This window comes from Caballeronia sp. LZ019, from assembly GCF_031450825.1.
GTDB lineage: Bacteria > Pseudomonadota > Gammaproteobacteria > Burkholderiales > Burkholderiaceae > Caballeronia.
On sequence record NZ_JARTVZ010000005.1, the window covers coordinates 70,052 to 93,034 of the forward strand.

Annotated in this window: 24 protein-coding genes, 1 tRNA gene and 1 pseudogene; 2 read left to right on the forward strand and 24 right to left on the reverse strand. The window is 62.3% G+C overall.

The window, feature by feature from the left end; translation table 11 throughout:
• Positions 1-40: 40 nt before the first annotated feature.
• Together P9255_RS13675 and P9255_RS13680 are read left to right on the forward strand one after the other, a co-directional pair.
• Positions 41-376: a hypothetical protein gene (locus tag P9255_RS13675; RefSeq protein ID WP_309789825.1), complete on the forward strand. Its 336-nt coding sequence runs from the start codon at positions 41-43 to the stop codon at positions 374-376.
• A gap of 67 nt (positions 377-443) precedes the next feature.
• Positions 444-620: pseudogene (locus P9255_RS13680) on the forward strand (acyl-CoA dehydrogenase family protein); the annotation flags it as partial.
• A gap of 13 nt (positions 621-633) precedes the next feature.
• On the opposite strand, the gene P9255_RS13685 reads toward P9255_RS13680, so the two are convergent.
• The 24 genes from P9255_RS13685 to P9255_RS13800 all read right to left on the reverse strand — a co-directional run bounded on the left by P9255_RS13685 (position 634) and on the right by P9255_RS13800 (position 22,895).
• Positions 634-1,092: a MaoC family dehydratase gene (locus P9255_RS13685; RefSeq protein WP_309789826.1), complete on the reverse strand. Its 459-nt coding sequence runs from the start codon at positions 1,090-1,092 to the stop codon at positions 634-636.
• Between the two features lie 19 nt (positions 1,093-1,111).
• The gene (locus P9255_RS13690) at positions 1,112-2,242 is read right to left on the reverse strand and encodes an acyl-CoA dehydrogenase family protein (RefSeq protein ID WP_309789827.1); all 1,131 of its coding nucleotides are present in this window, start codon (positions 2,240-2,242) and stop codon (positions 1,112-1,114) included.
• A gap of 9 nt (positions 2,243-2,251) precedes the next feature.
• Complete coding sequence (locus P9255_RS13695) at positions 2,252-3,448, reverse strand: acyl-CoA dehydrogenase family protein (RefSeq protein ID WP_309789828.1); 1,197 nt, start codon at positions 3,446-3,448, stop codon at positions 2,252-2,254.
• 51 nt (positions 3,449-3,499) lie between these two features.
• Entirely contained in the window at positions 3,500-3,949 is a 450-nt protein-coding gene (locus tag P9255_RS13700; RefSeq protein ID WP_309789829.1) for a DUF1178 family protein, read from the reverse strand.
• A 187-nt stretch (positions 3,950-4,136) separates the two neighbouring features.
• Complete coding sequence (locus P9255_RS13705) at positions 4,137-4,736, reverse strand: NUDIX hydrolase (RefSeq protein ID WP_309764613.1); 600 nt, start codon at positions 4,734-4,736, stop codon at positions 4,137-4,139.
• Positions 4,737-4,782: 46 nt separating this feature from the next.
• Positions 4,783-5,103, reverse strand: a complete 321-nt coding sequence (locus P9255_RS13710) for a DUF2818 family protein (RefSeq protein WP_309764612.1) — start codon at positions 5,101-5,103, stop codon at positions 4,783-4,785.
• On the reverse strand, positions 5,103-6,575 hold the full coding sequence (gene nuoN, locus P9255_RS13715; RefSeq protein WP_309789830.1) for an NADH-quinone oxidoreductase subunit NuoN: 1,473 nt from the start codon (positions 6,573-6,575) through the stop codon (positions 5,103-5,105). Before nuoN ends, P9255_RS13710 begins: the two co-directional genes overlap by 1 nt.
• A 25-nt stretch (positions 6,576-6,600) precedes the next feature.
• Positions 6,601-8,091, reverse strand: a complete 1,491-nt coding sequence (locus P9255_RS13720) for an NADH-quinone oxidoreductase subunit M (RefSeq protein WP_309764610.1) — start codon at positions 8,089-8,091, stop codon at positions 6,601-6,603.
• A gap of 15 nt (positions 8,092-8,106) precedes the next feature.
• Positions 8,107-10,167, reverse strand: a complete 2,061-nt coding sequence (gene nuoL, locus P9255_RS13725) for an NADH-quinone oxidoreductase subunit L (protein ID WP_309789831.1) — start codon at positions 10,165-10,167, stop codon at positions 8,107-8,109.
• Positions 10,168-10,184: 17 nt separating this feature from the next.
• Positions 10,185-10,490 (reverse strand): NADH-quinone oxidoreductase subunit NuoK, encoded by a 306-nt coding sequence (nuoK, locus tag P9255_RS13730; RefSeq protein ID WP_007588140.1) that lies wholly within the window; start codon positions 10,488-10,490, stop codon positions 10,185-10,187.
• Between the two features lie 22 nt (positions 10,491-10,512).
• Positions 10,513-11,202 (reverse strand): NADH-quinone oxidoreductase subunit J, encoded by a 690-nt coding sequence (locus tag P9255_RS13735; RefSeq protein ID WP_309764608.1) that lies wholly within the window; start codon positions 11,200-11,202, stop codon positions 10,513-10,515.
• A gap of 150 nt (positions 11,203-11,352) precedes the next feature.
• Complete coding sequence (gene nuoI / locus P9255_RS13740; protein WP_035959380.1) at positions 11,353-11,841, reverse strand: NADH-quinone oxidoreductase subunit NuoI; 489 nt, start codon at positions 11,839-11,841, stop codon at positions 11,353-11,355.
• 26 nt (positions 11,842-11,867) lie between these two features.
• On the reverse strand, positions 11,868-12,932 hold the full coding sequence (nuoH, locus tag P9255_RS13745) for an NADH-quinone oxidoreductase subunit NuoH (protein ID WP_309764607.1): 1,065 nt from the start codon (positions 12,930-12,932) through the stop codon (positions 11,868-11,870).
• Positions 12,933-15,269: an NADH-quinone oxidoreductase subunit NuoG gene (gene nuoG / locus P9255_RS13750; protein ID WP_309789832.1), complete on the reverse strand. Its 2,337-nt coding sequence runs from the start codon at positions 15,267-15,269 to the stop codon at positions 12,933-12,935. It lies immediately after the preceding gene.
• 49 nt (positions 15,270-15,318) lie between these two features.
• The gene (gene nuoF, locus P9255_RS13755; protein WP_035959384.1) at positions 15,319-16,641 is read right to left on the reverse strand and encodes an NADH-quinone oxidoreductase subunit NuoF; all 1,323 of its coding nucleotides are present in this window, start codon (positions 16,639-16,641) and stop codon (positions 15,319-15,321) included.
• The gene (gene nuoE, locus P9255_RS13760) at positions 16,638-17,123 is read right to left on the reverse strand and encodes an NADH-quinone oxidoreductase subunit NuoE (RefSeq protein WP_035959385.1); all 486 of its coding nucleotides are present in this window, start codon (positions 17,121-17,123) and stop codon (positions 16,638-16,640) included. Before nuoE ends, nuoF begins: the two co-directional genes overlap by 4 nt.
• Before the next feature lie 168 nt (positions 17,124-17,291).
• Complete coding sequence (locus P9255_RS13765) at positions 17,292-18,545, reverse strand: NADH-quinone oxidoreductase subunit D (RefSeq protein WP_309764605.1); 1,254 nt, start codon at positions 18,543-18,545, stop codon at positions 17,292-17,294.
• A gap of 9 nt (positions 18,546-18,554) precedes the next feature.
• On the reverse strand, positions 18,555-19,157 hold the full coding sequence (locus tag P9255_RS13770; protein ID WP_309789833.1) for an NADH-quinone oxidoreductase subunit C: 603 nt from the start codon (positions 19,155-19,157) through the stop codon (positions 18,555-18,557).
• A 20-nt stretch (positions 19,158-19,177) separates the two neighbouring features.
• On the reverse strand, positions 19,178-19,657 hold the full coding sequence (locus tag P9255_RS13775) for an NADH-quinone oxidoreductase subunit B family protein (RefSeq protein WP_006052903.1): 480 nt from the start codon (positions 19,655-19,657) through the stop codon (positions 19,178-19,180).
• Between the two features lie 61 nt (positions 19,658-19,718).
• Complete coding sequence (locus tag P9255_RS13780) at positions 19,719-20,078, reverse strand: NADH-quinone oxidoreductase subunit A (RefSeq protein ID WP_309764603.1); 360 nt, start codon at positions 20,076-20,078, stop codon at positions 19,719-19,721.
• Positions 20,079-20,254: 176 nt separating this feature from the next.
• Positions 20,255-20,339 (reverse strand) — tRNA-Leu (locus P9255_RS13785).
• Between the two features lie 127 nt (positions 20,340-20,466).
• Positions 20,467-20,835 (reverse strand): preprotein translocase subunit SecG, encoded by a 369-nt coding sequence (gene secG, locus P9255_RS13790; protein ID WP_309764602.1) that lies wholly within the window; start codon positions 20,833-20,835, stop codon positions 20,467-20,469.
• 81 nt (positions 20,836-20,916) lie between these two features.
• On the reverse strand, positions 20,917-21,690 hold the full coding sequence (tpiA, locus tag P9255_RS13795) for a triose-phosphate isomerase (protein WP_309764601.1): 774 nt from the start codon (positions 21,688-21,690) through the stop codon (positions 20,917-20,919).
• Positions 21,691-21,878: 188 nt separating this feature from the next.
• The gene (locus P9255_RS13800; protein ID WP_309789834.1) at positions 21,879-22,895 is read right to left on the reverse strand and encodes an NAD(P)H-quinone oxidoreductase; all 1,017 of its coding nucleotides are present in this window, start codon (positions 22,893-22,895) and stop codon (positions 21,879-21,881) included.
• Positions 22,896-22,983 lie beyond the last annotated feature (88 nt).

The window sequence follows — 22,983 nt, forward strand, 5'->3', positions numbered from 1 at the left end:
TGCATGACTCGCACGCTTGCAATGTGTAAAGCGCGTGCATTTGCGCGATACCAGACCTGTCGAGGAATCTAATGAGCAAACCCTACGAGCAACGATCGTCTTCTATGACGAGGACACCCGGCAAGTGCGACTTTGCGGCGTCATGCGCAAGCACGTGCAGTCGGTGATTGATCAGGCTGGCTTCGTATTCAATGTGCCCACTGATAGGGAAGACTTCAGCACCGCTCCCTTCACTGATGAACACGCCCGGCAAATCGGCTGCATGGTGCTTCTTTCGCAAGCCCAAGCTCATCCGGAGCTGCGGCCCCGTCTGGAGTTGACACTGGACGAACCAATGATATGGGATCAGCGGCCTGTTCCGGGAACGCAAGAGTAAGGAAAAAAGAGGCCCGGCGGTAAGACACCGGGAAAGTCGAAACCGTCGGCAACAAAGATGCGCGTGGGATGTCGCGTGTCAGGTCATCGACTGGGCGATCCAGGCGCACGGCGCGGGCGGCGTCTGCGATGACTCTCCGCCCGCGTATGCGTATGCGTCTGCCCGCACCTTGCGCCTGCGCCTGGCGGACGGGCCGGATGAAGTGCACCGGAACGCGATCGCCAGGCTGGCGCTGGCGGAATACCACGACTATCCGATCAGGACTGCGATGCCGGCTCGCGCAGTCCGAACAACGCAGCAGAGTCCACCGTCAGGACCAGTTCACCATCCTGATTATGTGCCTCCCATCGCGTGGACACGATGCCACGATCCGGCTTGCTCTTCGATACGCGCTTATCGAGCACGCGCACCGTGAGGCGCACCGAATCGCCGACGCGCACCGGCTTCAGCCAGCGAATGTTGTCGAGGCCCGGCGAGCCCATCGATGTGGAATCCGCGAGCATGTCGCGCACGAGGATGCCCATCATCGCCGAGCAGGTGTTCCAGCCGCTCGCCACGAGACCGCCGAAATGCGACGCCCGCCCGGCTTCGTCGGAAAGATGGAACGGCTGCGGATCGTAGCGGCCGGCGAAATCGACGATCTCTTCACGCGTGAAGGCATGCGCGCTGAGCGTCACCGCCGCGCCTACTTCGAAGTCTTCAAAGCTATAGGTCATGCAAAGGTCCTCTTGAACGTCAAACGTCGGTAAGGGAAAACGCGGGCGACGATGCAAAGCGCGCGAGATGATGATCCACGTCGCCGAGCGTCGTCTCGATGATCGACAGGCGCTTGAACCAGTGCGCAACCGGCAACTCGTTCGTCACGCCCATGCCGCCGTGCAACTGCACCGCCTGCTGACCGACGAAGCGCGCAGCCTGTCCGATACGCGCTTTTGCCGCCGATATCGCTTGCGCGCGCGTGGCGGCGTCGTCGTTCGGATAGCGTGCGGCGGCGAGGTAGGTGATCGAGCGCGCCTGCTCCGTGTGAATCAACATGTCCACCATGCGATGCTGCAATACCTGAAACCGCGCGATGGGTCCGCCGAATTGCTGGCGCTCCTTCGTGTAATCGATCGTCGCGCGATTCAGTGCATCGAGCGCGCCGAGCGCTTCGGCACATAGCAGGAAAGTGGCGTAGTCCGCGATGCGTTCGAGCGTCGCTGCCCCCGCGCCGTGCTCATCGAGGCGCGTGGCGGGCGTTGCATCGAAGACGAGGGTTGCCGCGCGCTGGCCGTCGATCGTGCGATATTCGGTGATGCCCGCGTTGGCCGCATCGCGCGCGACGACGAAGATCGCGATCTCGCCGTCGACGCGCGCCGGCACGATCCAGTAATCCGCTTGCGCGCCGTGCTGCACGACCGACTTCACGCCTGTGATCGCGCAGGCATCGCCGGTGACGGTGGCCGTCGCGCGCAGGTCGAACAGGTCGTAGCGCGCGTCCGGCTCGTGGAAAGCGACCGTCAACCGCACGTCGCCTGTTGCCGCGCGCTCGAGCAACTCGCCGGCCATTGCGCTTCCCTGCGATGCGACGAGCCGCAACGCCTCGATACCCGACAACGTCGCCCACACCGGCTCGACGATGAGCGCGCGCCCCAGTTCCTCCATGACGACGAGCATGTCGACCGGGCCGCCATCGAAGCCGCCCTGCGCTTCCGGAACCGGCAACGCGAGCAGGCCGAGCTCGGCGAAGGCGCGCCAGTGCTTGCCATCGACGCCCGCCTCGGATGCCACGATTCGTTGCCGCACATCGAATCCATACTCGTTGTCGAGATAGCGGCGCAGCGCATCGCGGAACTGCTGCTGTTCATCGCTGAAGTCGAAGTTCATGGCGGCTCCTCAAAGTCCCAGAATCATCTGCGCGATGATGTTCTTCTGAATCTCGTTCGATCCGCCGTAGATCGATGTCTTGCGGAAGTTGAAGTAGTAAGCGGCGAGCGGCGCGGCGTCATCGTCGCCGGTCACGCTCGTTTCGCGCTCGCCTTCGAGGAATGCCGGATCGAAGGCGGCCGCCTGCGGGCCGATGGCTTCGAACATCAGTTCGGTCAGCGCCTGCTGGACTTCCGTGCCCTTGATCTTGAGCATCGATGCTTCCGGTCCCGGTCCCCTTCCGCCCGCCTCGCTCGCGACGACGCGCAGGACCGTCACCTCCAGGGCCATCAATTCGATCTCGAGCGCCGCGACCTTGCCCGCGAACAGGGGATCGTGCAGCAGCGGCTTGCCGTGCTTGTTCCGATCGAGCGCGAGACGCTTCAGAAACGCCAGTTCCCGCTTCGATTGTCCGACGCGCGCGATGCCCGTGCGCTCGTGGCCAAGCAGATACTTCGCATAGGTCCACCCGCGATTCTCGTCGCCAACGAGATTGGCGGCCGGCACCCTCACGTCCTCGAAGAAAACTTCGTTGATCTCGTGATCGTCATCGAGCGTGATGATCGGACGCACGGTGATGCCCGGCGTCTTCATGTCGATGAGCAGAAACGAGATGCCTTCCTGCTTCTTCGCGCTGCTGTCGGTGCGAACGAGGCAGAACATCATGTCGGCGTGCTGCGCGAGCGTCGTCCAGGTCTTTTGTCCGTTGACGATGTAGTGATCGCCGTGGCGCTGGGCGCGCGTGCGCAGCGACGCGAGGTCGGACCCGGCGCCGGGCTCGGAATAGCCCTGGCACCACCAGTCGTCGCCATTGAGGATGCGTGGAAGATGGCGAGACTTCTGCGCGTCGCTGCCGTATTTCATCAGCACGGGCGCGACCATCGACACGCCGAACGGCAGCACGATCGGCGCGCCGGCGCGGGCGCATTCCTCGTCCCAGATGTGACGCCGCGTGGCGTCCCAACCGGGACCGCCGTATTCGCGCGGCCACGCCACCGCCGACCAGCCGCGCGCCGCAAGCAGCTTGTGCCAGCTCGCGTAGTCATCGCGGTTGAGATGTTTGTGTCCGAGGACTTTGTCGCGCAGGGCGCGTGGCAGACTGGCTTCGAGCCAGACGCGGACGTCGGCCCGAAAGGCATTGTCCGCAGGGGAATAATCGAGATCCATGCGCGGTGTCTCCTCATCGTGCCGAAGCCTTCGGAGACGCCGCGCTCGCGCTTACTGCAGCGGCTCCTTCAACGCTGCCGGCACCGGCAGCGGCATCACTTCGATTCCCTCTTCGAGCAAAGCGTGCGCGTCTTCCGGCGTCGTAACGCCGCGGATGTTGCGCGCGGGCGCTTCGTTGTAGTGAATGCGCCTTGCCTCCTCCGCGAACCGCTCCCCCACGTTTTCAGTCTTCTCGACGAGCTCGCGCAAGAATTGCAGCGCGCGCGCCTGCAACGCGGCGGCGTCGGGAGCGGCCACCGGCGCTTGAGCCGGTGCGGACGCATCCCCGCGCGCCGACGACAGATTCAGCCGCGGCGCGGACGGCATGCGGCTGACGTCAGTCGCCGAGCAGACCGGACAGGCGACCAGCTTGCGCGCCAACTGCGACTCGAATTCGTCGGCCGATGCGAACCAGCCTTCGAAGCGATGCTCGTGCGCGCACTTTAAATCGAGGACCTTCATGCTGATGGGGATTCTTGGAGTTTAAGCTCGGAACTGCTGTTTGTGAACGGTCGTTCGTCATGTAGGACGATAAGGCGTCCGTTCTTTGGATTCTAGCCGTTCGAAGCGTGCAACGCTTAGCCGTTCGAGTGCACCAAAACGACCAAGCGGCCACATGGGCCGCTTCGATATTCGACGACGCTTCGGCTTACGCCTTGATCGATTCGCCCGCCTGCCACTCGCCGGACCGGAGCTTCTCGAGCCAGAACGCGCCGATGATCGTTTTCACATCGCTGATGGTTCCGTCCTTGACCCACGTCATCAGTTGCGCATGATCCGCGATGAACGTCTCGAGGAATTCGCCTTCGTCCAACTTGGCGTCGCCGGCTGTGAGGCCGCTCGCGAGATACAGGTCGATGAATTCCGTCGAATACGAAATCACCGGATGGATGCGCGTCAAAAACGTCCACTCGCGCGCGCTGTAGCCCGTCTCTTCCTGCAACTCGCGCTTCGCGCACGCGAGTTCGTCCTCGTTCGGATCGAGCTTGCCCGCCGGAAACTCGAGCAGCACGCGGCCGACCGGATAACGAAACTGCCGTTCGAGGAGCACGCGGCCATCGTCGAACACGGGGAGAATCATCACCGCGCCCGGATGCTCGACGAACTCGCGCGTGGCGTGTTTGCCGTCGGGCAAGGCAACGGTGTCGCGCTTAAGCGTCAGGAACTTCCCTGCGTGCAGGGTGACGCTCTCGACCTTCTTCTCGATGAGGCCGTCATCGCTGCCGGGAGTGGACGTGTGATCTGCCATGCTGAACCCTGTGTCGGACGCAAACAAGCCGCTGACGGCAGGACCGTCAGCGGCGTTTGACGAGGTATTGATACGTGAAGCCCGGAAACGCGAGCACCACGAAGAGACTGAAGGTAATGGCATAGAACTGCCATTCCTGCGTGAAGCGGTTGCCGGCGCGCGCTTCGAGCATGAAGCCGAGCGCGCCGACGACGAAGTACAGAACGATAAGCTCGCCGATTCTGATCCAGGCGCTCTTCCTCGCGGTCTTGCGCCCCGCCGCCGCGGGAAGCGGCAACGGCACGACTGCGAAAAGGCGCTGATTCAGGAAAGGAATGTTGGCGCCCACGAGCGCCAACAGCACAATGAACCAGCCCGCAGCCGACATTACAGCGGCAGCGTATGCGAGATCGCCTGCAGGCACGCCGTCATCAGCGGGCCCGGGACCAGACCGAGCACCAGCACGGCCAGGCCGTTGAACGCGAGAAGCGAACGATTGAAGGTGCCGGCTTCGATCGGCGATGCGTCCTGCGGTGCGTCGAAGTACATGAGCTTCACGATACGCAGGTAGTAGAACGCGCCGACCAGCGAGGTCAGAACCGCGAGCACGGCGAGCCATGTGAGGCCGGCGTTCATCGTTGCTTCGAGCACGGCGAGCTTCGCATAGAAGCCGACCGTCGGCGGAATGCCCGCGAGCGAGAACATCATCACCATCATGACGAACGCGAAGACCGGGCTGCGCTGATTGAGACCCTTGAAGTCGTCGATCATTTCGGCTTCGAAGTCACGGCGTGCCAGCAACATGACCACGCCGAAGGTGCCGAGCGTCGTCACCAGATAGATGATGCTGTAGAACATTGCTGAGCTGTATGCGCCCGCCGCGCCCGTCACCTTGCCGTCGACAACGCCCGCAAGCAGGCCGAGCAGCACGAAGCCCATGTTGGAGATGGCCGAGTAAGCCAGCATCCGCTTGATATTTCGCTGCACGATACCCGTGACGTTGCCGACGATCAGCGACAGCGCCGCGAGAATCACCAGCATCTCCTGCCAGTCCACTGCGAACGGCAGCAGACCCATCACGAGGAAGCGCAGGCCCCACGCGAACGCCGCGACCTTCGGGCCGCCGCCGGTCAGCAGCGTCATGGCGGTCGGCGCGCCCTGATAGACGTCAGGCACCCACATATGGAACGGCACCGCGCCCATCTTGAACGCTACGCCCGCGACGATGAAGATCACGCCGAAGAGCAGCACGGCGTCGTTGATGCGGCCCGACGCCACCGCCTTGAGCACTTCGTTCAGTTCGAGCGAGCCGGTCGCGCCGTACAGCATCGACACGCCATAGAGCAGGAAGCCGGAAGCGAGCGCGCCGAGCACGTAGTACTTCATCGCCGATTCGTTCGACTGCGGCACGTCCTTGCGCAGGGCGATGACCGCATACAGCGACAACGACATCAGTTCCAGGCCGAGATACAGCGTCAGGAAGTTGTTGCCCGAAATCATCACGCACTGGCCGAGCAGCGAGAACAGGCCGAGCAGGAAGAAGTCGCCGCGGAACAGATCGCGGTCTTCCAGGTACTTCCGCGAATAGATGATCGATACCGCGTAGCCGAGCGTCACGACCGCTTTCATCGCGCTCGCGAACGGATCGACGATATACATGCGCGAGAAGAAGTAATGCGGCGTCGGATCGAGCGCGGTGAACGCGAACGACACGCCGACGACGACCGTCGACCAGAGCGCGATCAGATACGTGACGCGACGGCTCGACGGTCCGAAGATCGTGTCGTTCAACCAGGCCACGACGACCGCGGCCATCAGGACCGCGTCGGGCAACAGGACACTCATAGGGGCGTTTTGCATGATCTTTTAGTTCCTCCGCACGGCGTTACTGATCCAGCGGCAGCTTGGACTGCGCGACGTGGGAGAGCAGGTTTGCCACCGACTCGTGCATCACGTCGGTGAAGGGCTTCGGATGCAGGCCCATGTAAAGCGTGAACAGCGCGAGCACGACGAGCATGAACATCTCACGCTTGTTGATGTCCGCGAGCTTGGCGACGTGGTCGTTCGCGACCGCGCCGAAGTACACGCGCTTGTACATCCACAGCGTGTAGGCCGCGCCGAGAATCAGCGTGAACGTGGCGAGGAAGCCGATCCAGAAGTTGAACTTCACGGCAGCCAGAATCACCATGAACTCGCCGACGAAACCCGACGTGCCCGGCAAGCCGCAGTTGGCCATCGCGAAGAACATCGACAGCGCCGCGAACTTGGGCATCGTGTTGACGACGCCGCCGTAATCCGCGATCTGACGCGAGTGGACACGGTCGTACAGCACGCCGATGGAAAGGAACATGGCGCCCGAGATGAAGCCGTGCGAGATCATCTGGATGATCGCGCCTTCGACGCCGAGCTGGCTGAAGATGAAGAAGCCGAGCGTGACGAAGCCCATGTGCGCAATCGACGAATACGCGACGAGCTTCTTCATGTCCGCCTGCACCATCGCCACGAGGCCGATGTAGATCACTGCGATCAGCGACAGCGTGATGACTACCGGAGCGAGGAAATGGCTCGCGTCCGGCGCGATGGGCAGCGAGAAGCGCAGGAAGCCGTATGCGCCGAGCTTCAGCATGATGGCCGCCAGCACGACCGAACCGCCCGTCGGTGCTTCGACGTGCGCGTCGGGCAGCCAGGTGTGGACCGGCCACATCGGCACCTTCACGGCGAACGCCAGGAAGAATGCGATGAAAAGCAGCACCTGCGGCGTCATGCCGATCTTCGCGGCTTGCCACGTAGCGAGGTCGAACGTGTGCGTCTGCGTGTACAGATACAGCAGCGCGACCAGCATCAGCAGCGAGCCGGCGAGCGTGTACAGGAAGAACTTGAACGCCGCATAGACGCGGTTCGGGCCGCCCCACACGCCGATGATGATGTACATCGGAATGAGCGTGGCCTCGAAGAACACGTAGAACAGCATGCCGTCGGCCGTCGAGAACACGCCGATCATGATGCCCGAGAGAATCAGGAACGCGGCGAAGTACTGCGACACGCGCTCGGTGATCACTTCCCAGCCGGCGATCACGACGATGACCGTGATCAGCGCGGTCAGCACGACGAACCACATCGAGATGCCGTCGACGCCCAGGTGATACGTGATGTTGAACCGCTCGATCCAGTTCGCCTGCTCGACGAACTGCAGCGCGGCGGTGGACGAGTCGAAACCCGTGACCAGCGGAATGGTGACGATCAAACCGAGCACCGAGCCGACCAGCGCGACCCAGCGCGCGGGCGCCGGATTGCGGTCATTGCCTACCGCGAGAACCAGCAGGCCGAAGATGATCGGCAACCAGATCGCGACACTGAGAATCGGAAAAGAATGCATGGGGTCCCTCGCCTCTTATTTGCCGCCGAGCGTTACAAACAGGGTCAACAGCCCCAACATGCCGATAATCATGGCGAACGCGTAGTGGTAGATGTAACCGGATTGAAGGAAGCGGATGACACCGGCGAACCAGCCGACGAATCGCGCACTGCCGTTGACGACGCCGTCGATGACGACCACATCGCCCTCTTTCCACAGCCCGCGGCCGATTGCGATGGCGCCCTTTGCGAAGACCACTTCGTTGATCTTGTCGAAGTAGTACTTGTTGTCGAGCAGCGTGTAGATCGGGCCGAAGCGGCGGCGGATGACCGGCGGCAGATCGGGGCGCTTCATGTACAGGAACCAGGCGACGATCACGCCGGCGAGCGCCAGCCACACCGGCAAACCGGTGACGGAATGGAGGCCCATGGCGAACCAGCCGTGGAATTCCTCGGCCATTTCGTGCATGCCTTCGTGGTTCTCGGCGATGTAGATCACCTTGTCGAACACGACGCCGTGCGAGAAGAAGTCGCCGAAGAGCATCGGGCCGACCATGATCGCGCCGATCACCACCGACGGAATCGCCAGCAGAATCAGCGGCAGCGTAACGACCCACGGGCTCTCGTGCGGCTCGTGCGCATGACCGTTACCGTGGTCATCGTGGCCGTGGCCGTGGCCATGACCGTGCGCCGCTTCTTCGGCGCCCATCGGCGAGTCGGGGTGCTTGGGACCGCGGAAACGCTCCTTGCCATGAAACACCATGAAGTACATGCGGAACGAGTACAGCGCGGTGACGAACACGCTCGCCACCACCGCGAAATACGCGAAGCCCGAACCCGGCAGGTGCGAGAGCTTCACTGCATCGATGATCGAGTCCTTCGAGTAGAAGCCCGAGAAGAACGGCGTGCCGATCAGCGCGAGCGAACCGAGCAGCGACGTGATCCACGTGATCGGCATGTACTTGGCGAGACCGCCCATGTTGCGCATGTCCTGATCGTGGTGCATGCCGATGATGACCGAACCCGCGCCGAGGAACAGCAGCGCCTTGAAGAACGCGTGCGTGCCCAGGTGGAACACTGCGACCGGATACGCCGACACGCCGAGTGCGACCGTCATGTAACCGAGCTGCGAGAGCGTCGAATATGCGACGACACGCTTGATGTCGTTCTGCACTACGCCGAGGAAGCCCATGAACAGCGCGGTAATCGCACCGATGACCGTGACGAACGACAGCGCCGCGTCCGAATGCTCGAAAAGCGGCGACATGCGCGTCACCATGAAGATGCCGGCGGTCACCATCGTCGCTGCGTGAATCAGTGCGGAGATCGGCGTCGGACCTTCCATCGAGTCAGGCAGCCACACGTGCAGCGGAAACTGCGCGGACTTGCCCATCGCGCCGATGAAGAGGCAAATGCAGGCGACCGTCAACAGGCCCCAGGTCGTGCCGGGGAATTGCATGTTCGCGAGCTTGTCGCCTTGCGCGAAGACATCGCCGTAGTTGAGCGATCCGGCGAACGCGAGCAACAAGCCGATGCCCAGCAGAAAGCCGAAGTCGCCGACGCGGTTCACCAGAAACGCCTTCAGGTTCGCGTAGATGGCGCTTTCACGCGTGTAGTAGAAGCCGATCAGCAGGTACGACACGAGACCCACCGCTTCCCAGCCGAAGAAGAGCTGCAGGAAGTTGTTGCTCATGACGAGCATCAGCATCGAGAACGTGAAGAGCGAGATGTACGAGAAGAAGCGCTGGTAGCCGTCTTCCTCCGCCATGTAGCCGATGGTGTAGATGTGCACCATCAGCGAGACGAAGGTGACGATGACCATCATCATCGCGGTGAGCGAGTCGACCAGGAAGCCGACCTCCATCTTCAGCGAGCCGAGCGACATCCACTGGTAGATGGTGGCGTTGAAGCTCGCGCCCTTCAGCACGTCGGCGTAGACGATCGCCGACAGGATGAACGCGACGAAGACGCCGAGAATGGTCACGCGATGCGCGCCCTTCCGCCCGATCGCACGCCCGAGCAGCCCGGCGATCAGCGAGCCCGCGAGCGGCGCCAGCGGGATCGCAAGCAGGAGGTTTTCGTTGAGTGTCGTGGACATAACAGCCTAGCCTGAAATTAACCTTTGAGCTGATCGAGATCCTCGACGTTGATCGTGTCGAGGCTACGGAACAGGGTCACGAGAATCGCGAGACCGATCGCGGCTTCGGCAGCGGCCACGGTCAGGACGAAGAACACGAAGATCTGGCCGTGCACGTCGCCCAGATAGTGCGAGAACGCGACGAAATTGGTATTCACCGCGAGCAGCATCAGCTCGATGGCCATCAGGATGATGATCACGTTGCGGCGGTTCAGGAAGATTCCCACGATGCTGATCGCGAACAGGATCGCGCCGAGCACGAGGTAATGGGCAAGACTCAACATGTTTCGATTTCTCCTCTCTCGCTCAGCCTTTGTTGTCGACCGTGCCCGCGCCGACGTTGCCGGTCACGGCGGGCTCGACAGACGCGTCCGGCGCCTGCTTCTCGGCCTGCATCTTCACGAGACGCACGCGGTCCTCGCGGCGAACCTTGACCTGCTTGCTGACGGTTTGCGTCTTCTTGTCCTTCTTGTCGCGAATGGTCAGCGAGATTGCCGCGATGATGGCGACGAGCAGCACGAGACCCGCGATTTCGAACGCGAAGATGTAATCGGTGTAGATGACCTTGCCGATCAGTTGCGTGTTCGGCATCACCGCGGCGCTGCCGACGCCCGCGCCCGCTGCCGCATCGCGCAGCGGCGTGACGGTCGCGCCGTAGCCGTGCCACAGGATCAGCGCCGTTTCGATCACGATGATCGCGCCCACGATGGTCGCGAGCGGCACGAAGCGCCGGAAATCGCGTCGCAGCACGTCGATGTTGATGTCCAGCATCATCACGACGAAGAGGAACAGCACCATCACGGCGCCGACATACACGAGAACCAGAAGGATCGCGAGGAATTCGGCTTGCAGCAGCATCCAGATTGCGGCCGCGTTGAAGAACGCGAGCACGAGAAACAGCGCGGACGACACCGGGTTGCGCGAAGTGATCACCTTTAGCGCGGATACGGTCAGCAGCAGCGCGAAGATGTAGAACAGTACGGTTGTGAATTCCATGATTACCGGTTCATCGTTAGGCCATCATCAGGCATGGTGTGTCGGCGCGCGTCCCGCTCTTCACGTGCGCCGACAGCAACAACAGAATCGCTTGGGTTTGGATGCCGGTCTCGCGCGGAGCCATGATTCTTCACCGGCATCGAATCCGCATCAACGGTAAGGAGCGTCCGCCGCCTTCGACGCGGCGATTTCCTTCTCGTAACGATCGCCCACTGCAAGCAGCATGTCCTTCGTGAAATACAGGTCGCCGCGCTTCTCGCCGTGATACTCGAGGATATGCGTCTCGACGATCGAATCGACCGGGCAGCTCTCTTCGCAGAAGCCGCAGAAGATGCACTTGGTCAGATCGATGTCGTAGCGCGTCGTGCGGCGGGTGTTGTCCGCGCGCGTTTCCGATTCGATGGTGATCGCGAGCGCCGGGCATACCGCCTCGCACAGCTTGCACGCGATGCAGCGCTCTTCGCCATTTTCGTAGCGGCGCAGCGCATGCAGGCCACGGAAGCGCGGCGAAACCGGCGTCTTTTCTTCCGGGAACTGCACGGTGATCTTGCGCTGGAACGTGTAACGTCCCGTCAGCGCCAGCCCCTTCAGCAGTTCGGTCAGAAAGAAGGTCTTAAAGAAGTTCTGAATTGCATTCATGATGGTTTTCGTCCGCTCTTTCGCCGTTACTTCCAGATGTTGAGCGGCGACATGATCCAGAAGCCGACCACGACCACCCACACGACCGACACCGGCAGGAACACCTTCCAGCCGAGACGCATGATCTGGTCATAGCGGTAACGCGGGAAAGTCGCGCGCGCCCAGATGAAGATCGACAGCAGGAAGAAGACTTTCAGCACGAACCAGAAGACGCCAGGAATGAACGACAGGAAGCCGAACGGTGCATCCCAGCCGCCCAGGAAGAGCGTCGCCGCGATCGCCGAAATGACGATCATGTTGATGTATTCGGCCAGGAAGAACAGCGCGAACGCCATGCCCGAATAGTCGATCATGTGGCCCGCGACGATTTCCGATTCACCTTCCACCACGTCGAACGGGTGACGGTTCGTTTCAGCGATGCCCGAGATGAAGTACACGACGAACATCGGCAACAGCGGCAGCCAGTTCCACGACAGGATGTTCACGCCGAAGCTCGCGAAGATGCCGCGCTGCTGCGACGCGACGATGTCCGACATGTTCAGCGTGCCGGCCACCATCAGAACGACGACCAGCGCGAAGCCCATCGAGATTTCGTAGGACACCATCTGCGCCGCCGCGCGCATCGCGCCGAGGAACGCGTACTTCGAGTTCGACGCCCAGCCCGCGAGAATCACGCCGTACACGCCGATCGACGAGATCGCCATGATGTACAGCAAGCCCGCATTGATGTTGCCGAGCACCGCCTTCGCCTGGAACGGAATGACCGCCCACACGGCGAACGCCGGCACCACGGTCATGATCGGCGCGATCACGTAGATCCATTTGCTGGCCTGCGTCGGCTGGATCACTTCCTTCAGCAGCAGCTTCAGCACGTCCGCGATCGGCTGCAACAGACCCGCCGGGCCGACGCGGTTCGGACCGAGACGCACGTGCATCCAGCCGATGAGCTTGCGCTCCCAGAGAATCAGGTACGCGACGCACAGCAGGATCACTACCGCGACGACGAGGATGCGCACGAGCGCCCAGACGGTCGGCCATGCGACGCCAAGAAGCTGCGTGCCGCCTGCGTTGATCGTATCGAACAAGCCCATTTACGCCTTCTCCACTACCAGTTCACCGAACAGGCCGCCGAGTGCCGCTCCGGCCGCCGTGGCCGCCGGCACGCGAACCACCGATTCAGCCAGATTCGCGTCACGGACCGCGGGCAGCACCACCGACAGATCGCCTTGCCTGACTCGCACCGCGTCGCCATCCTTCAGGCCGAGCTTGTCGAAGAGCGTCGTCGGCAGGCCGGCGACATTCGCCTCGCGGGCCGCTGCCGTCAGATGCAGCGACGGCGCGCGACGCACGAGCGGGTCGGCGTGATAGATCGGCACATCGGCGAGACGCTCGAAGCCACCCTTCACCGCGATGTTCGAAGCTGCGCGCTTCGCCGCCACGGTCGTCTCGTTCGACAGACGCGCGGTCAGGTCGCCCGTGCCCAGGGCCGCGATGCGCACTTCTTCGGCCGTGTCGAATTCGAAGCCCGGCAGGCCGAGCATCGTGCCGAGCACGCGCAGCACCTTCCAGCCCGGACGCGTATCGCCCAGACCGCGCACGACGCCGTTGAACGACTGAGCCGTGCCTTCCGCGTTGACGAACGTGCCCGATGTTTCCGTGAACGGCGCGATGGGCAGCAGCACGTCCGCATACTCCATGCCGTGCTTGAACGGCGACATCACGACGACCATCTCGGCCGCCTTCAGCGCGGCGATGGCTTGCGCCGGGTTCGCCGTATCGAATTCCGGCTCGGCGTTGAGAAGCACGTAGCCCTCGCGCGGCTGTTCGAATACTTCGCGTGCGTTGAGGCCGCCTTCGCCGGGCAATGCATCGACGAGATACGCGCCGACCGAGTTGGCGCCTTCGGTCAGGAAGCCGAAGCTCGCGCCGGTGTTGTCGGCGATCCACTGCGCCGCTGCCTGAATCTGCGCGAAATCCGGGTGCTGAACCGCCACGTTGCCGAGCAGCACGACACGCTTGTCGCCCGCCGACAGCGACGCGGCAACGTCCTTCGCCGCAGCCGACGCTTCGCGGCCCGCAAACGCCTCGGGCAACGCGACGCCGCGCGCCTCGGACACGGCCGCCGCGATACCGGCCAGTTGATCCAGCCATGCCGACGGCGCCGCCACCAGGCGATGCGCGGTCGGAATCAGCGAGTCGTCATTGGTTGCGTTCAGGAACGTGAGCTTCGCGCCGTTCTTCGCCGCCTGACGCAGGCGCGCCGCGAAGAGCGGATGATCGCGCCGCAGGAACGAGCCGATCACGAAAGCGGTGTCGATATTCGACAGATCCGCGATCTTCACGCCGAGCCACGGCGCGCCCGCACCGACCGGCGCGGAGAAATCGTTCTGACGCAGACGGAAATCGACGTTCGGCGTGCCGACGCCTTCAGCCAGCGCCTTCAGCAGGTGCAGTTCCTCGACCGTGCTGTGCGGCGTCGCGAGCGCAGCGATGGCGTTCGCGCCATGATCCGCCTTGATGCCCTTGATGCCCTTCGCCACGTACTCGAGCGCGGTCTGCCAGTCGGTCTCGATCCAGTTGCCGCCCTGCTTCAGCATCGGCGTGCTGAGACGCTCGTCGCTGTTCAGGCCTTCGTAGGAGAAACGGTCCTTGTCCGAAATCCAGCATTCGTTGATGGCTTCGTTTTCCATCGGCAGAACGCGCATCACGCGGTTGTTCTTCACCTGGACGACCAGATTCGCGCCGACGGAATCGTGCGGACTCACCGACTTGCGGCGCGACAGCTCCCACGTCCGCGCGCTGTAGCGGAACGGCTTGCTCGTGAGCGCGCCGACCGGGCACAGGTCGATCATGTTGCCGGACAGTTCCGAATCCACTGTCTTGCCGACGAACGAGGTGATTTCCGAGTGCTCGCCGCGGCCCAGCATGCCGAGTTCCATCACACCGGCGACTTCCTGGCCGAAGCGCACGCAGCGCGTGCAATGGATGCAGCGCGTCATCTCTTCCATCGAGATGAGCGGACCGACGTTCTTGTGGAACACGACGCGCTTTTCTTCGCTATAGCGCGACTGCGACTTGCCGTAACCGACCGCCAGATCCTGCAGCTGGCATTCGCCGCCCTGATCGCAGATCGGGCAATCGAGCGGATGGTTGATCAGCAGGAATTCCATCACCGACTGCTGGGCCTTCACGGCCTTGTCGGACGTGGTGCGAACGACCATGCCAGCCGAAACAGGCGTCGCGCACGCGGGGACCGCCTTCGGCATCTTCTCGACTTCGACGAGGCACATCCGGCAGTTCGCCGCGATCGACAGCTTCTTGTGATAGCAGAAGTGAGGAATGTACGTATCGACCTTGTGCGCAGCCTGGATCACCATGCTGCCTTCAGGCACCTCGACCGTCTTGCCGTCAATTTCTAGTTCAACCATGATGGGGAATGGTCCTCAACCTCTTTCGCGCAACTGACTGTGCGCCTGATTACGCGGTAAGCGCTTCGGACGCCGCATGATGCGCGTGCCCGCCGACGAGACAGTGCTTGTGCTCGACGTGATATTCAAATTCGTTCCAGAAGTGCTTGAGCATGCCGCGAACGGGCATCGCCGCTGCATCGCCGAGCGCGCAGATCGTGCGACCCATGATGTTCTCGGCGACCGAGTTCAACAGATCCAGATCTTCCTTGCGTCCGAGACCATGCTCGATGCGATGCACCACGCGATACAGCCAGCCCGTGCCCTCACGGCAAGGCGTGCACTGGCCGCATGACTCTTCGTAATAGAAGTACGACAGGCGCAGCAGCGAGCGCACCATGCAGCGAGTTTCGTTCATGACGATGACCGCGCCCGAACCGAGCATCGAGCCCGCTTTGGCGATCGAATCGTAGTCCATGTCGGTGGCGAGCATCATCTCGCCCGGCACCACCGGCGCGGACGAACCGCCCGGGATGACCGCCTTGACCGAGTTGCCGCGCACGCCGCCGGCGAGTTCCATCAGCGTCGAAAACGGTGTGCCGAGCGGAATCTCGTAGTTGCCCGGACGATTCACGTCGCCCGACACCGAGAAGATCTTCGTGCCGCCGTTGTTGGGCTTGCCCAGTTCCAGATAATTCTGCGGCCCGATCTCCAGCAGGAACGGCACCGCCGCGAAGGTCTCGGTGTTGTTGATCGTGGTGGGCTTGCCGTACACGCCGAAGCTGGCCGGGAACGGCGGCTTGAAACGCGGCTGGCCCTTCTTGCCTTCGAGCGATTCGAGCAGCGCCGTTTCCTCGCCGCAGATATACGCGCCGTAACCATGATGCGCGTAGAGCTCGAACGAGAAGCCGGAGCCCAAGATGTTCGCGCCGAGATAACCGGCTGCGCGCGCTTCTTCCAGCGCCGCTTCGAACACGCGATAAACCTCGAAAATCTCGCCGTGGATGTAGTTGTAGCCGACGGTGATGCCCATCGCGTACGCGCCGATGGCCATGCCTTCGATCAGCGCGTGCGGGTTCCAGCGAAGAATGTCGCGGTCCTTGAACGTGCCCGGCTCGCCCTCGTCGGAGTTGCAGACGAGATACTTCTGTCCCGGGAACTGACGCGGCATGAAGCTCCACTTCAGGCCCGTCGGGAAACCGGCGCCGCCACGGCCGCGCAGACCCGACGCCTTGACGTCGGCGATCACCTGCTCGGGCGGAATCTTTTCTTCGAGGATGCGGCGCAGTTGCTTGTAGCCGCCGCGCGCAACGTAATCTTCGAGATGCCAGTTCTCGCCGTTGAGGCCGGCGAGGATCAGCGGCTTGATGTGACGATCGTGGAGAGACGTCATTTCGAAAGTTCCTCGATCAACTGGTCGATCTTCTCGCGGCTCATGAAGCTGCACATGCGGTGATTGTTCACCAGCATCACGGGCGCATCGCCGCACGAGCCGAAGCACTCGCCTTCCTTCAGCGTGAACTTGCCATCGGGCGTGGTCTCGCCGAAATCGATGCCGAGCTTCTGCTTCAGATACTGCGCGGCGCTGTCCGAGCCGCCGTCCGGACCGAGCTGGCAAGGCAGGTTCGTGCAAAGCGTGATCTTGTGCTTACCGACCGGCGCGAGCTCGTACATCGTGTAGAAGGTAGCGACTTCCTGCACTGCAACAGGCGGCATGCCCAGATAGTCGGCCACGAACTTCATCAGTTCCGGCGACAGCCATCCGTGCTCCTCCTGCGCGACAGCGAGCGCCGCCATCACCGCCGACTGCTTCTGCTCGGCGGGATACTTCGCGATCGCACGATCGATTTCTTTGAGGCCTTCAGCTGAGATCATTTTCAGACACGACTCTTTCAATTCCTACCGAACGAAAACCTGCCGCGACCATCTTATTGCAGCAGACCTGGCGTCCTGCGGTTTCCTGTAATTGCTTCTACGCTTCCCGCTCCGACTCACCGCGACGGCGGCCCGACGAGCGCGCCGTGCTTGCAGCGGGCGAATGGATCAGCGATCGATCTCGCCGAACACGATGTCCTGCGTCCCGATGATCGTGACGGCGTCGGCGATCATGTGGCCGCGCGCCATTTCGTCGAGCGAAGCGAGGTGCGCATAACCGGGCGCGCGGATCTTCAGGCGGTACGGCTTGTTTGCGCCGTCCGAAACCAGATAGATGCCGAACTCGCCCTTCGGGTGTTCGATCGTGGCGTACGTCTCGCCTTCCGGCACGTGGAAGCCTTCCGTGAAGAGCTTGAAGTGGTGAATCAGCTCTTCCATGTTGCTCTTCATGCCGACACGCGACGGCGGCGCAACCTTGTGATTATCGATCATCACAGGGCCGGGATTTGCACGCAGCCAGGCAATGCATTGTTTGGCGATGCGCGTGGATTGACGCATTTCTTCGACGCGCACGAGATAACGGTCGTAGCAATCGCCGTTCACGCCGACGGGGATGTCGAAGTCGAGCTGGTCGTAGACTTCGTACGGCTGCTTCTTGCGCAGATCCCATTCGATGCCCGAACCGCGCAGCATCGCGCCGCTCATGCCGAGCTGCAGCGCGCGCTCGGGACTGACCACGCCGATGCCGACGAGGCGCTGCTTCCAGATGCGGTTGTCGGTGAGCAGCGTTTCGTACTCGTCGACATAACCGGGGAAGCGCGTGAAGAAGTCGTCGATGAAGTCGAGCAGCGAACCCTGGCGGTTCTCGTTCATCTTCTCGAGCGCCTTCGCATTGCGAATCTTCGAGACCTTGTATTGCGGCATCGCGTCCGGCAGATCGCGATACACGCCGCCCGGACGGTAATAGGCCGCGTGCATGCGCGCGCCCGATACGGCCTCGTAGACGTCCATCAGGTCTTCGCGCTCGCGGAACGCGTAGAGGAACACGGCCATCGCGCCGACGTCGAGCGCGTGCGAGCCGATCCACATCAGGTGGTTCAGTACCCGCGTGATTTCATCGAACAGCACGCGGATGTACTTCGCGCGCACCGGCACGTCGATGCCGAGCAGCTTTTCGATGGCGAGCACGTAAGCGTGCTCGTTGCACATCATCGACACGTAGTCCAGACGGTCCATGTACGGCACGGACTGAATGAACGTTTTCGTTTCCGCGAGCTTTTCGGTCGCGCGATGCAGCAGGCCGATGTGCGGATCGGCGCGCTGGATCACTTCGCCATCCAGCTCCAGCACGAGGCGCAACACGCCGTGTGCGGCAGGGTGCTGCGGGCCAAAATTCAGCGTGTAGTTCTTGATCTCTGCCATGACGCTCTCTTAATGTTTCAGGCCACCGTAGCGATCTTCGCGAATCACGCGCGGCGTGATTTCGCGCGGCTCGATCGTCACGGGCTGATACACGACACGCTTCTCTTCCGGGTCATAGCGCATTTCGACGAAACCGCTCACCGGGAAATCCTTGCGGAACGGGTGGCCGATGAAGCCATAGTCCGTCAGAATGCGACGCAGATCGGGGTGGCCTTCGAACACGATGCCGTAGAGGTCGAACGCCTCGCGCTCGTACCAGTTGGCCGACGACCAGACATCGACCACCGACGGGATGATCGGCACGTCGTCGTCCGGTGCGAACACGCGCACGCGCACGCGCCAGTTGTTCGAAACGGAGAGAAGATGCAGGACGGCTGCGAAGCGCGGGCCTTCGTAGGCGCCGTCGCCATAGGTCGAATAGTCGAGGCCGGCGAGGTCCATCAACTGCTCGAAGGCGAGCGTGCGATCGTCACGCAGCTTCGTTGCGACTTCGAGGTAATCGGCCGCTTTCACGACGACCGTCAGCTGACCCAGCGACTCGGTGATGCTCTGGAGACGGCCGCCAAACGCCGCCTCGAGGTTCGCCTTCAGGGTCTCGAGTTTGCTTGCCATAGTTGGGGAGGCTCAGGCCTTTATTGACGGGCGATGGTGTTGGTGCGGCGAATCTTCGCCTGCAACTGGATCACGCCGTAGACCAGCGCTTCGGCCGTGGGAGGACAGCCGGGAACGTAGACATCGACCGGCACGATACGGTCGCAGCCGCGCACGACGGAGTACGAATAGTGGTAGTAGCCGCCACCGTTCGCGCACGAACCCATCGAGATGACCCAGCGGGGCTCGGCCATCTGGTCATACACCTTACGAAGCGCGGGCGCCATCTTGTTGCACAGCGTGCCGGCGACGATCATCACGTCGGACTGACGCGGGCTCGGGCGAAACACCACGCCGAAGCGGTCCAGGTCGTAGCGGGCCGCGCCCGCATGCATCATCTCGACCGCACAGCACGCGAGACCGAACGTCATCGGCCACAACGAGCCGGTGCGCGTCCAGTTGATCAGCTTGTCAGCCGTGGTGGTGACAAAGCCTTCCTTCAAGACCCCTTCGATACTCATTTGATTTCCACTCCAGATGAGCAGCCAGCCAAAGCCGCCCATGAATCCGGTGATCTACCCGTTACTCCCAGTCAAGCCCGCCCTTTCTCCAGATGTAGGCGAAGCCGAGCAGGAATTCGAGGAGAAAGATCATCATGGCCATGAAGCCGGGCCAGCCGATATCACGCAGAGCCACGCCCCACGGAAACAGGAACGCCGTCTCAAGGTCGAAAATGATGAAAAGAATTGCGACGAGATAGTAACGCACATCGAACTTCATTCGCGCGTCTTCGAAGGCTTCGAAGCCGCACTCGTAAGGCGCGTTCTTTTCGGTGTCGGGTCTGCTGGGACCGAGAATCTTGCCGATGCTGACCAACGCTATACCTAAACCAAGGCCCACCACGAGGAACAAGAAGACGGGGTAATAGGGTGCGAGGTTCAAGGCTATCCTCAGATCGGTAGGTTCGGTCAGTCGATGATTGGGCACTTCTGCCGGGACGGACCACCCGGCGGTGGGACTCACTTGGGAGCACTCACGATGCCCGCAGCAACGTAAGGGTACTCCAGAAGTGACAATGCCAGCCGAAGCGTTGCAAGCGGCTGGCATTGGATAACTTTTGGTGCCGACGGCGAGACTCGAACTCGCACAGCTTTCGCCACTACCCCCTCAAGATAGCGTGTCTACCAATTTCACCACGTCGGCACTGTACTGCAATCCGGGAAAACAACTTCTTAATTGCCGCGAATCGCTTCAAGACTTGAATTATAACTAGGCCTCAAGAATTGTTCAACGCATAAAACACGAATTTCGCGAAAAAATGTTCCGGACGTTATTTCGGCACGTCAGTGCCCGGAGCTGCCGATGCAGGAGCGGTCACTGCCGGCGTCGAAGCACCCGCAGCAGGTGCCGATGCAGGCACCGGAGCTGCACCGCCCAGCACGCCAGCCGAAACCTGCGGCTTGTAACTTCCGAGGTAGGTGAGCGCGAGCGTCGTGATGAAGAAGATGGCCGCGAGGATTGCAGTCGTGCGGGAAAGGAAGTTGGCCGATCCGGTCGCGCCGAACAGGCTTCCCGATGCGCCGCTGCCGAAAGCCGCGCCCATGTCCGCGCCCTTGCCGTGCTGCAACAGCACGAGTCCGATGACGCCAAGCGCCGACAGCAACTGGACGACGATAATGATTGTCTTCAAATACAGCATTTCAACTCACCTGATCTTGATGTTTCCGTGGCACTCACGTGCCGCGACTTGCTCTCTTTCTACTGCCCTGCGCCCGGCCGCTTATCGCGTCGCGGTGTGCGCCGCCTGGCAGATCGCTAGAAAATCCTTCGACTTCAGCGACGCGCCGCCAATCAGCCCGCCGTCGATGTCCCGTTGCCCGAACAATTCCTGCGCGTTCTCGGGCTTCACGCTGCCGCCATACAACACCGGCACGTTCGCCACGGCCTCGCCCTTCTCAGCCAGCTTCGCGCGCACGAACGCGTGAACGCCCTGCGCCTGCTCAGCGGTGGCGCTCTTGCCCGTACCGATCGCCCACACTGGTTCGTAAGCGATAACGATACGCGCCGCTTCCTCCGCGCTCAGCATGATGAGCACGGCGTCCAGTTGCGCGCCGATGACCTGCTCCGTTGCGCCGGATTCCCGCTCCTCGAGCGTTTCGCCGATACAGACGATCGGCGTCAAGCCCGCTTCCAGCGCGCGACGCGCCTTCGCCGCGACGAGTTCGGGCGTTTCGCGATGATACGCGCGACGCTCCGAATGTCCGACGATCGCATACGTCGCGCCGAAGTCCGCCGCCATCTCCGCAGCGACTTCACCGGTGTATGCGCCTTGCGCGTGCGCCGAAATATCCTGCACGCCCCAGCGCATCAGCGAGCCCGAGAGCAGCGCCTGCGATTGCGCCAGATACGGACACGGCACGCATACGCCGACGCTCACGCCATTTTGCAAAGCCGATGCGCCCGCGGCGACTTCGGTCAGCAAGGCCGCATTGTCTTTGATGCGACCATGCATCTTCCAGTTGCCCACCACCAGTTTTGCTCGTTCTCTGGACATTGTCTCGTCGCTCGGCGGCTGGCGACAGCCGCCCTTGTTGTCGATCAGGAACGGCCCGTTGCTGCGCGGACCGCCTTGTTATGGAATGAAGCGCTATGAACTGCCGATTGCTTACAAAACAGGCGATTTTACTGTGATACGGCGAAACCGGTCAAACCGCCGAAAACGGAGTCTTGCATCGCGCGCCGTCACGCATTCTCGCGCCAGTCGAGCACGATCTTGCCGACATGCGTGCTGCTCTCCATCAGCGCATGGGCAGCGGCTGCCTCGCGCGCCGGAAACACCTGGTGGATCACCGGCTTGATGCGCCCCGCTTCGATCTCGGGCCACACGCGCTCCTTCAGCTTCGCAGCGATCTTCGCCTTGAACGCAATCGGACGCGGACGCAGCGTCGAACCGGTGATGACCAGCCGGCGGCGCAAGATGTCGTTCAGATTGATTTCCGCCTTCGCGCCGCCGAGAAGCGCGATCACGCAGATGCGCCCGCCGTCGGCAAGCGCCTTAAGCTCACGCGGCAGGTAGTCGCCGGCGACCATGTCGAGAATGACATCGACACCGCGGTCGTTCGTCAGCGACTTCACCACTTCGACGAAATCTTCCGTCTTGTAGTTGATTGCACGCTCCGCGCCGAGCGATTCGCACGCACGGCATTTCTCATCGCTGCCGGCCGTGGCGAACACGCGAAAACCGAGCGCTCGCGCGATCTGAATCGCCGTTACGCCGATGCCGCTCGATCCGCCCTGCACGAGCAGCGTCTCCTCTTCGCCGTTCTCGCCGGCGCCGAGATGCGCGCGCTCGAAGACGTTGCTCCACACCGTGAAGAACGTCTCCGGCAGCGATGCCGCTTCGATATCGGACAGACCGGCCGGGACGGGCAGACATTGCTCGATCGGTGCGACCGCGTATTCCGCATAGCCGCCGCCCGCGAGCAGCGCGCAGACGCGATCGCCCTTCTTCAAGCCGAACGGATTGTGCCTCGCGTCAAAATCGCCATCGACGATTTCCCCGGCCACTTCCAGCCCCGGCAGGTCCGAGGCGCCGGGCGGCGGTGCATAGGCACCCTTGCGCTGAAAGACGTCCGGACGGTTCACGCCCGAAGCCGCGACCTTGATCAGCACTTCGCACTTGCCCGCTTCGGGCATCGGACGCTCGCCCGGCTTCAGCACCTCGGGTGCGCCGAACTCCGTGATTTCGATGGCCTTCATAGCTTTCCCCTGAATGCGTGGCAGGTTGATCGAAAGAACATACGGCTCTAACCGGATGGCAGTGCGCACGCGAAGCGCGATGCACGCG

Coding starts and splice junctions, on each gene's coding strand:
- P9255_RS13800 (WP_309789834.1), bottom strand. CDS start 22,895: ATGAAGGCCATCGAAATCACGGAGTTCGGCGCACCCGAGGTGCTGAAG.
- nuoF (WP_035959384.1), bottom strand. CDS start 16,641: ATGACGTCTCTCCACGATCGTCACATCAAGCCGCTGATCCTCGCCGGC.
- P9255_RS13765 (WP_309764605.1), bottom strand. CDS start 18,545: ATGGCAGAGATCAAGAACTACACGCTGAATTTTGGCCCGCAGCACCCT.
- P9255_RS13720 (WP_309764610.1), bottom strand. CDS start 8,091: ATGCATTCTTTTCCGATTCTCAGTGTCGCGATCTGGTTGCCGATCATC.
- nuoH (WP_309764607.1), bottom strand. CDS start 12,932: ATGGGCTTGTTCGATACGATCAACGCAGGCGGCACGCAGCTTCTTGGC.
- P9255_RS13685 (WP_309789826.1), bottom strand. CDS start 1,092: ATGACCTATAGCTTTGAAGACTTCGAAGTAGGCGCGGCGGTGACGCTC.
- tpiA (WP_309764601.1), bottom strand. CDS start 21,690: ATGTCCAGAGAACGAGCAAAACTGGTGGTGGGCAACTGGAAGATGCAT.
- P9255_RS13710 (WP_309764612.1), bottom strand. CDS start 5,103: ATGTCGGCTGCGGGCTGGTTCATTGTGCTGTTGGCGCTCGTGGGCGCC.
- nuoN (WP_309789830.1), bottom strand. CDS start 6,575: ATGCAAAACGCCCCTATGAGTGTCCTGTTGCCCGACGCGGTCCTGATG.
- P9255_RS13705 (WP_309764613.1), bottom strand. CDS start 4,736: ATGGCAGATCACACGTCCACTCCCGGCAGCGATGACGGCCTCATCGAG.
- P9255_RS13695 (WP_309789828.1), bottom strand. CDS start 3,448: ATGGATCTCGATTATTCCCCTGCGGACAATGCCTTTCGGGCCGACGTC.
- P9255_RS13775 (WP_006052903.1), bottom strand. CDS start 19,657: ATGAGTATCGAAGGGGTCTTGAAGGAAGGCTTTGTCACCACCACGGCT.
- nuoG (WP_309789832.1), bottom strand. CDS start 15,269: ATGGTTGAACTAGAAATTGACGGCAAGACGGTCGAGGTGCCTGAAGGC.
- P9255_RS13690 (WP_309789827.1), bottom strand. CDS start 2,242: ATGAACTTCGACTTCAGCGATGAACAGCAGCAGTTCCGCGATGCGCTG.
- secG (WP_309764602.1), bottom strand. CDS start 20,835: ATGCTGTATTTGAAGACAATCATTATCGTCGTCCAGTTGCTGTCGGCG.
- nuoE (WP_035959385.1), bottom strand. CDS start 17,123: ATGATCTCAGCTGAAGGCCTCAAAGAAATCGATCGTGCGATCGCGAAG.
- P9255_RS13700 (WP_309789829.1), bottom strand. CDS start 3,949: ATGAAGGTCCTCGATTTAAAGTGCGCGCACGAGCATCGCTTCGAAGGC.
- P9255_RS13770 (WP_309789833.1), bottom strand. CDS start 19,157: ATGGCAAGCAAACTCGAGACCCTGAAGGCGAACCTCGAGGCGGCGTTT.
- P9255_RS13735 (WP_309764608.1), bottom strand. CDS start 11,202: ATGGAATTCACAACCGTACTGTTCTACATCTTCGCGCTGCTGCTGACC.
- nuoL (WP_309789831.1), bottom strand. CDS start 10,167: ATGTCCACGACACTCAACGAAAACCTCCTGCTTGCGATCCCGCTGGCG.
- nuoK (WP_007588140.1), bottom strand. CDS start 10,490: ATGTTGAGTCTTGCCCATTACCTCGTGCTCGGCGCGATCCTGTTCGCG.
- nuoI (WP_035959380.1), bottom strand. CDS start 11,841: ATGAATGCAATTCAGAACTTCTTTAAGACCTTCTTTCTGACCGAACTG.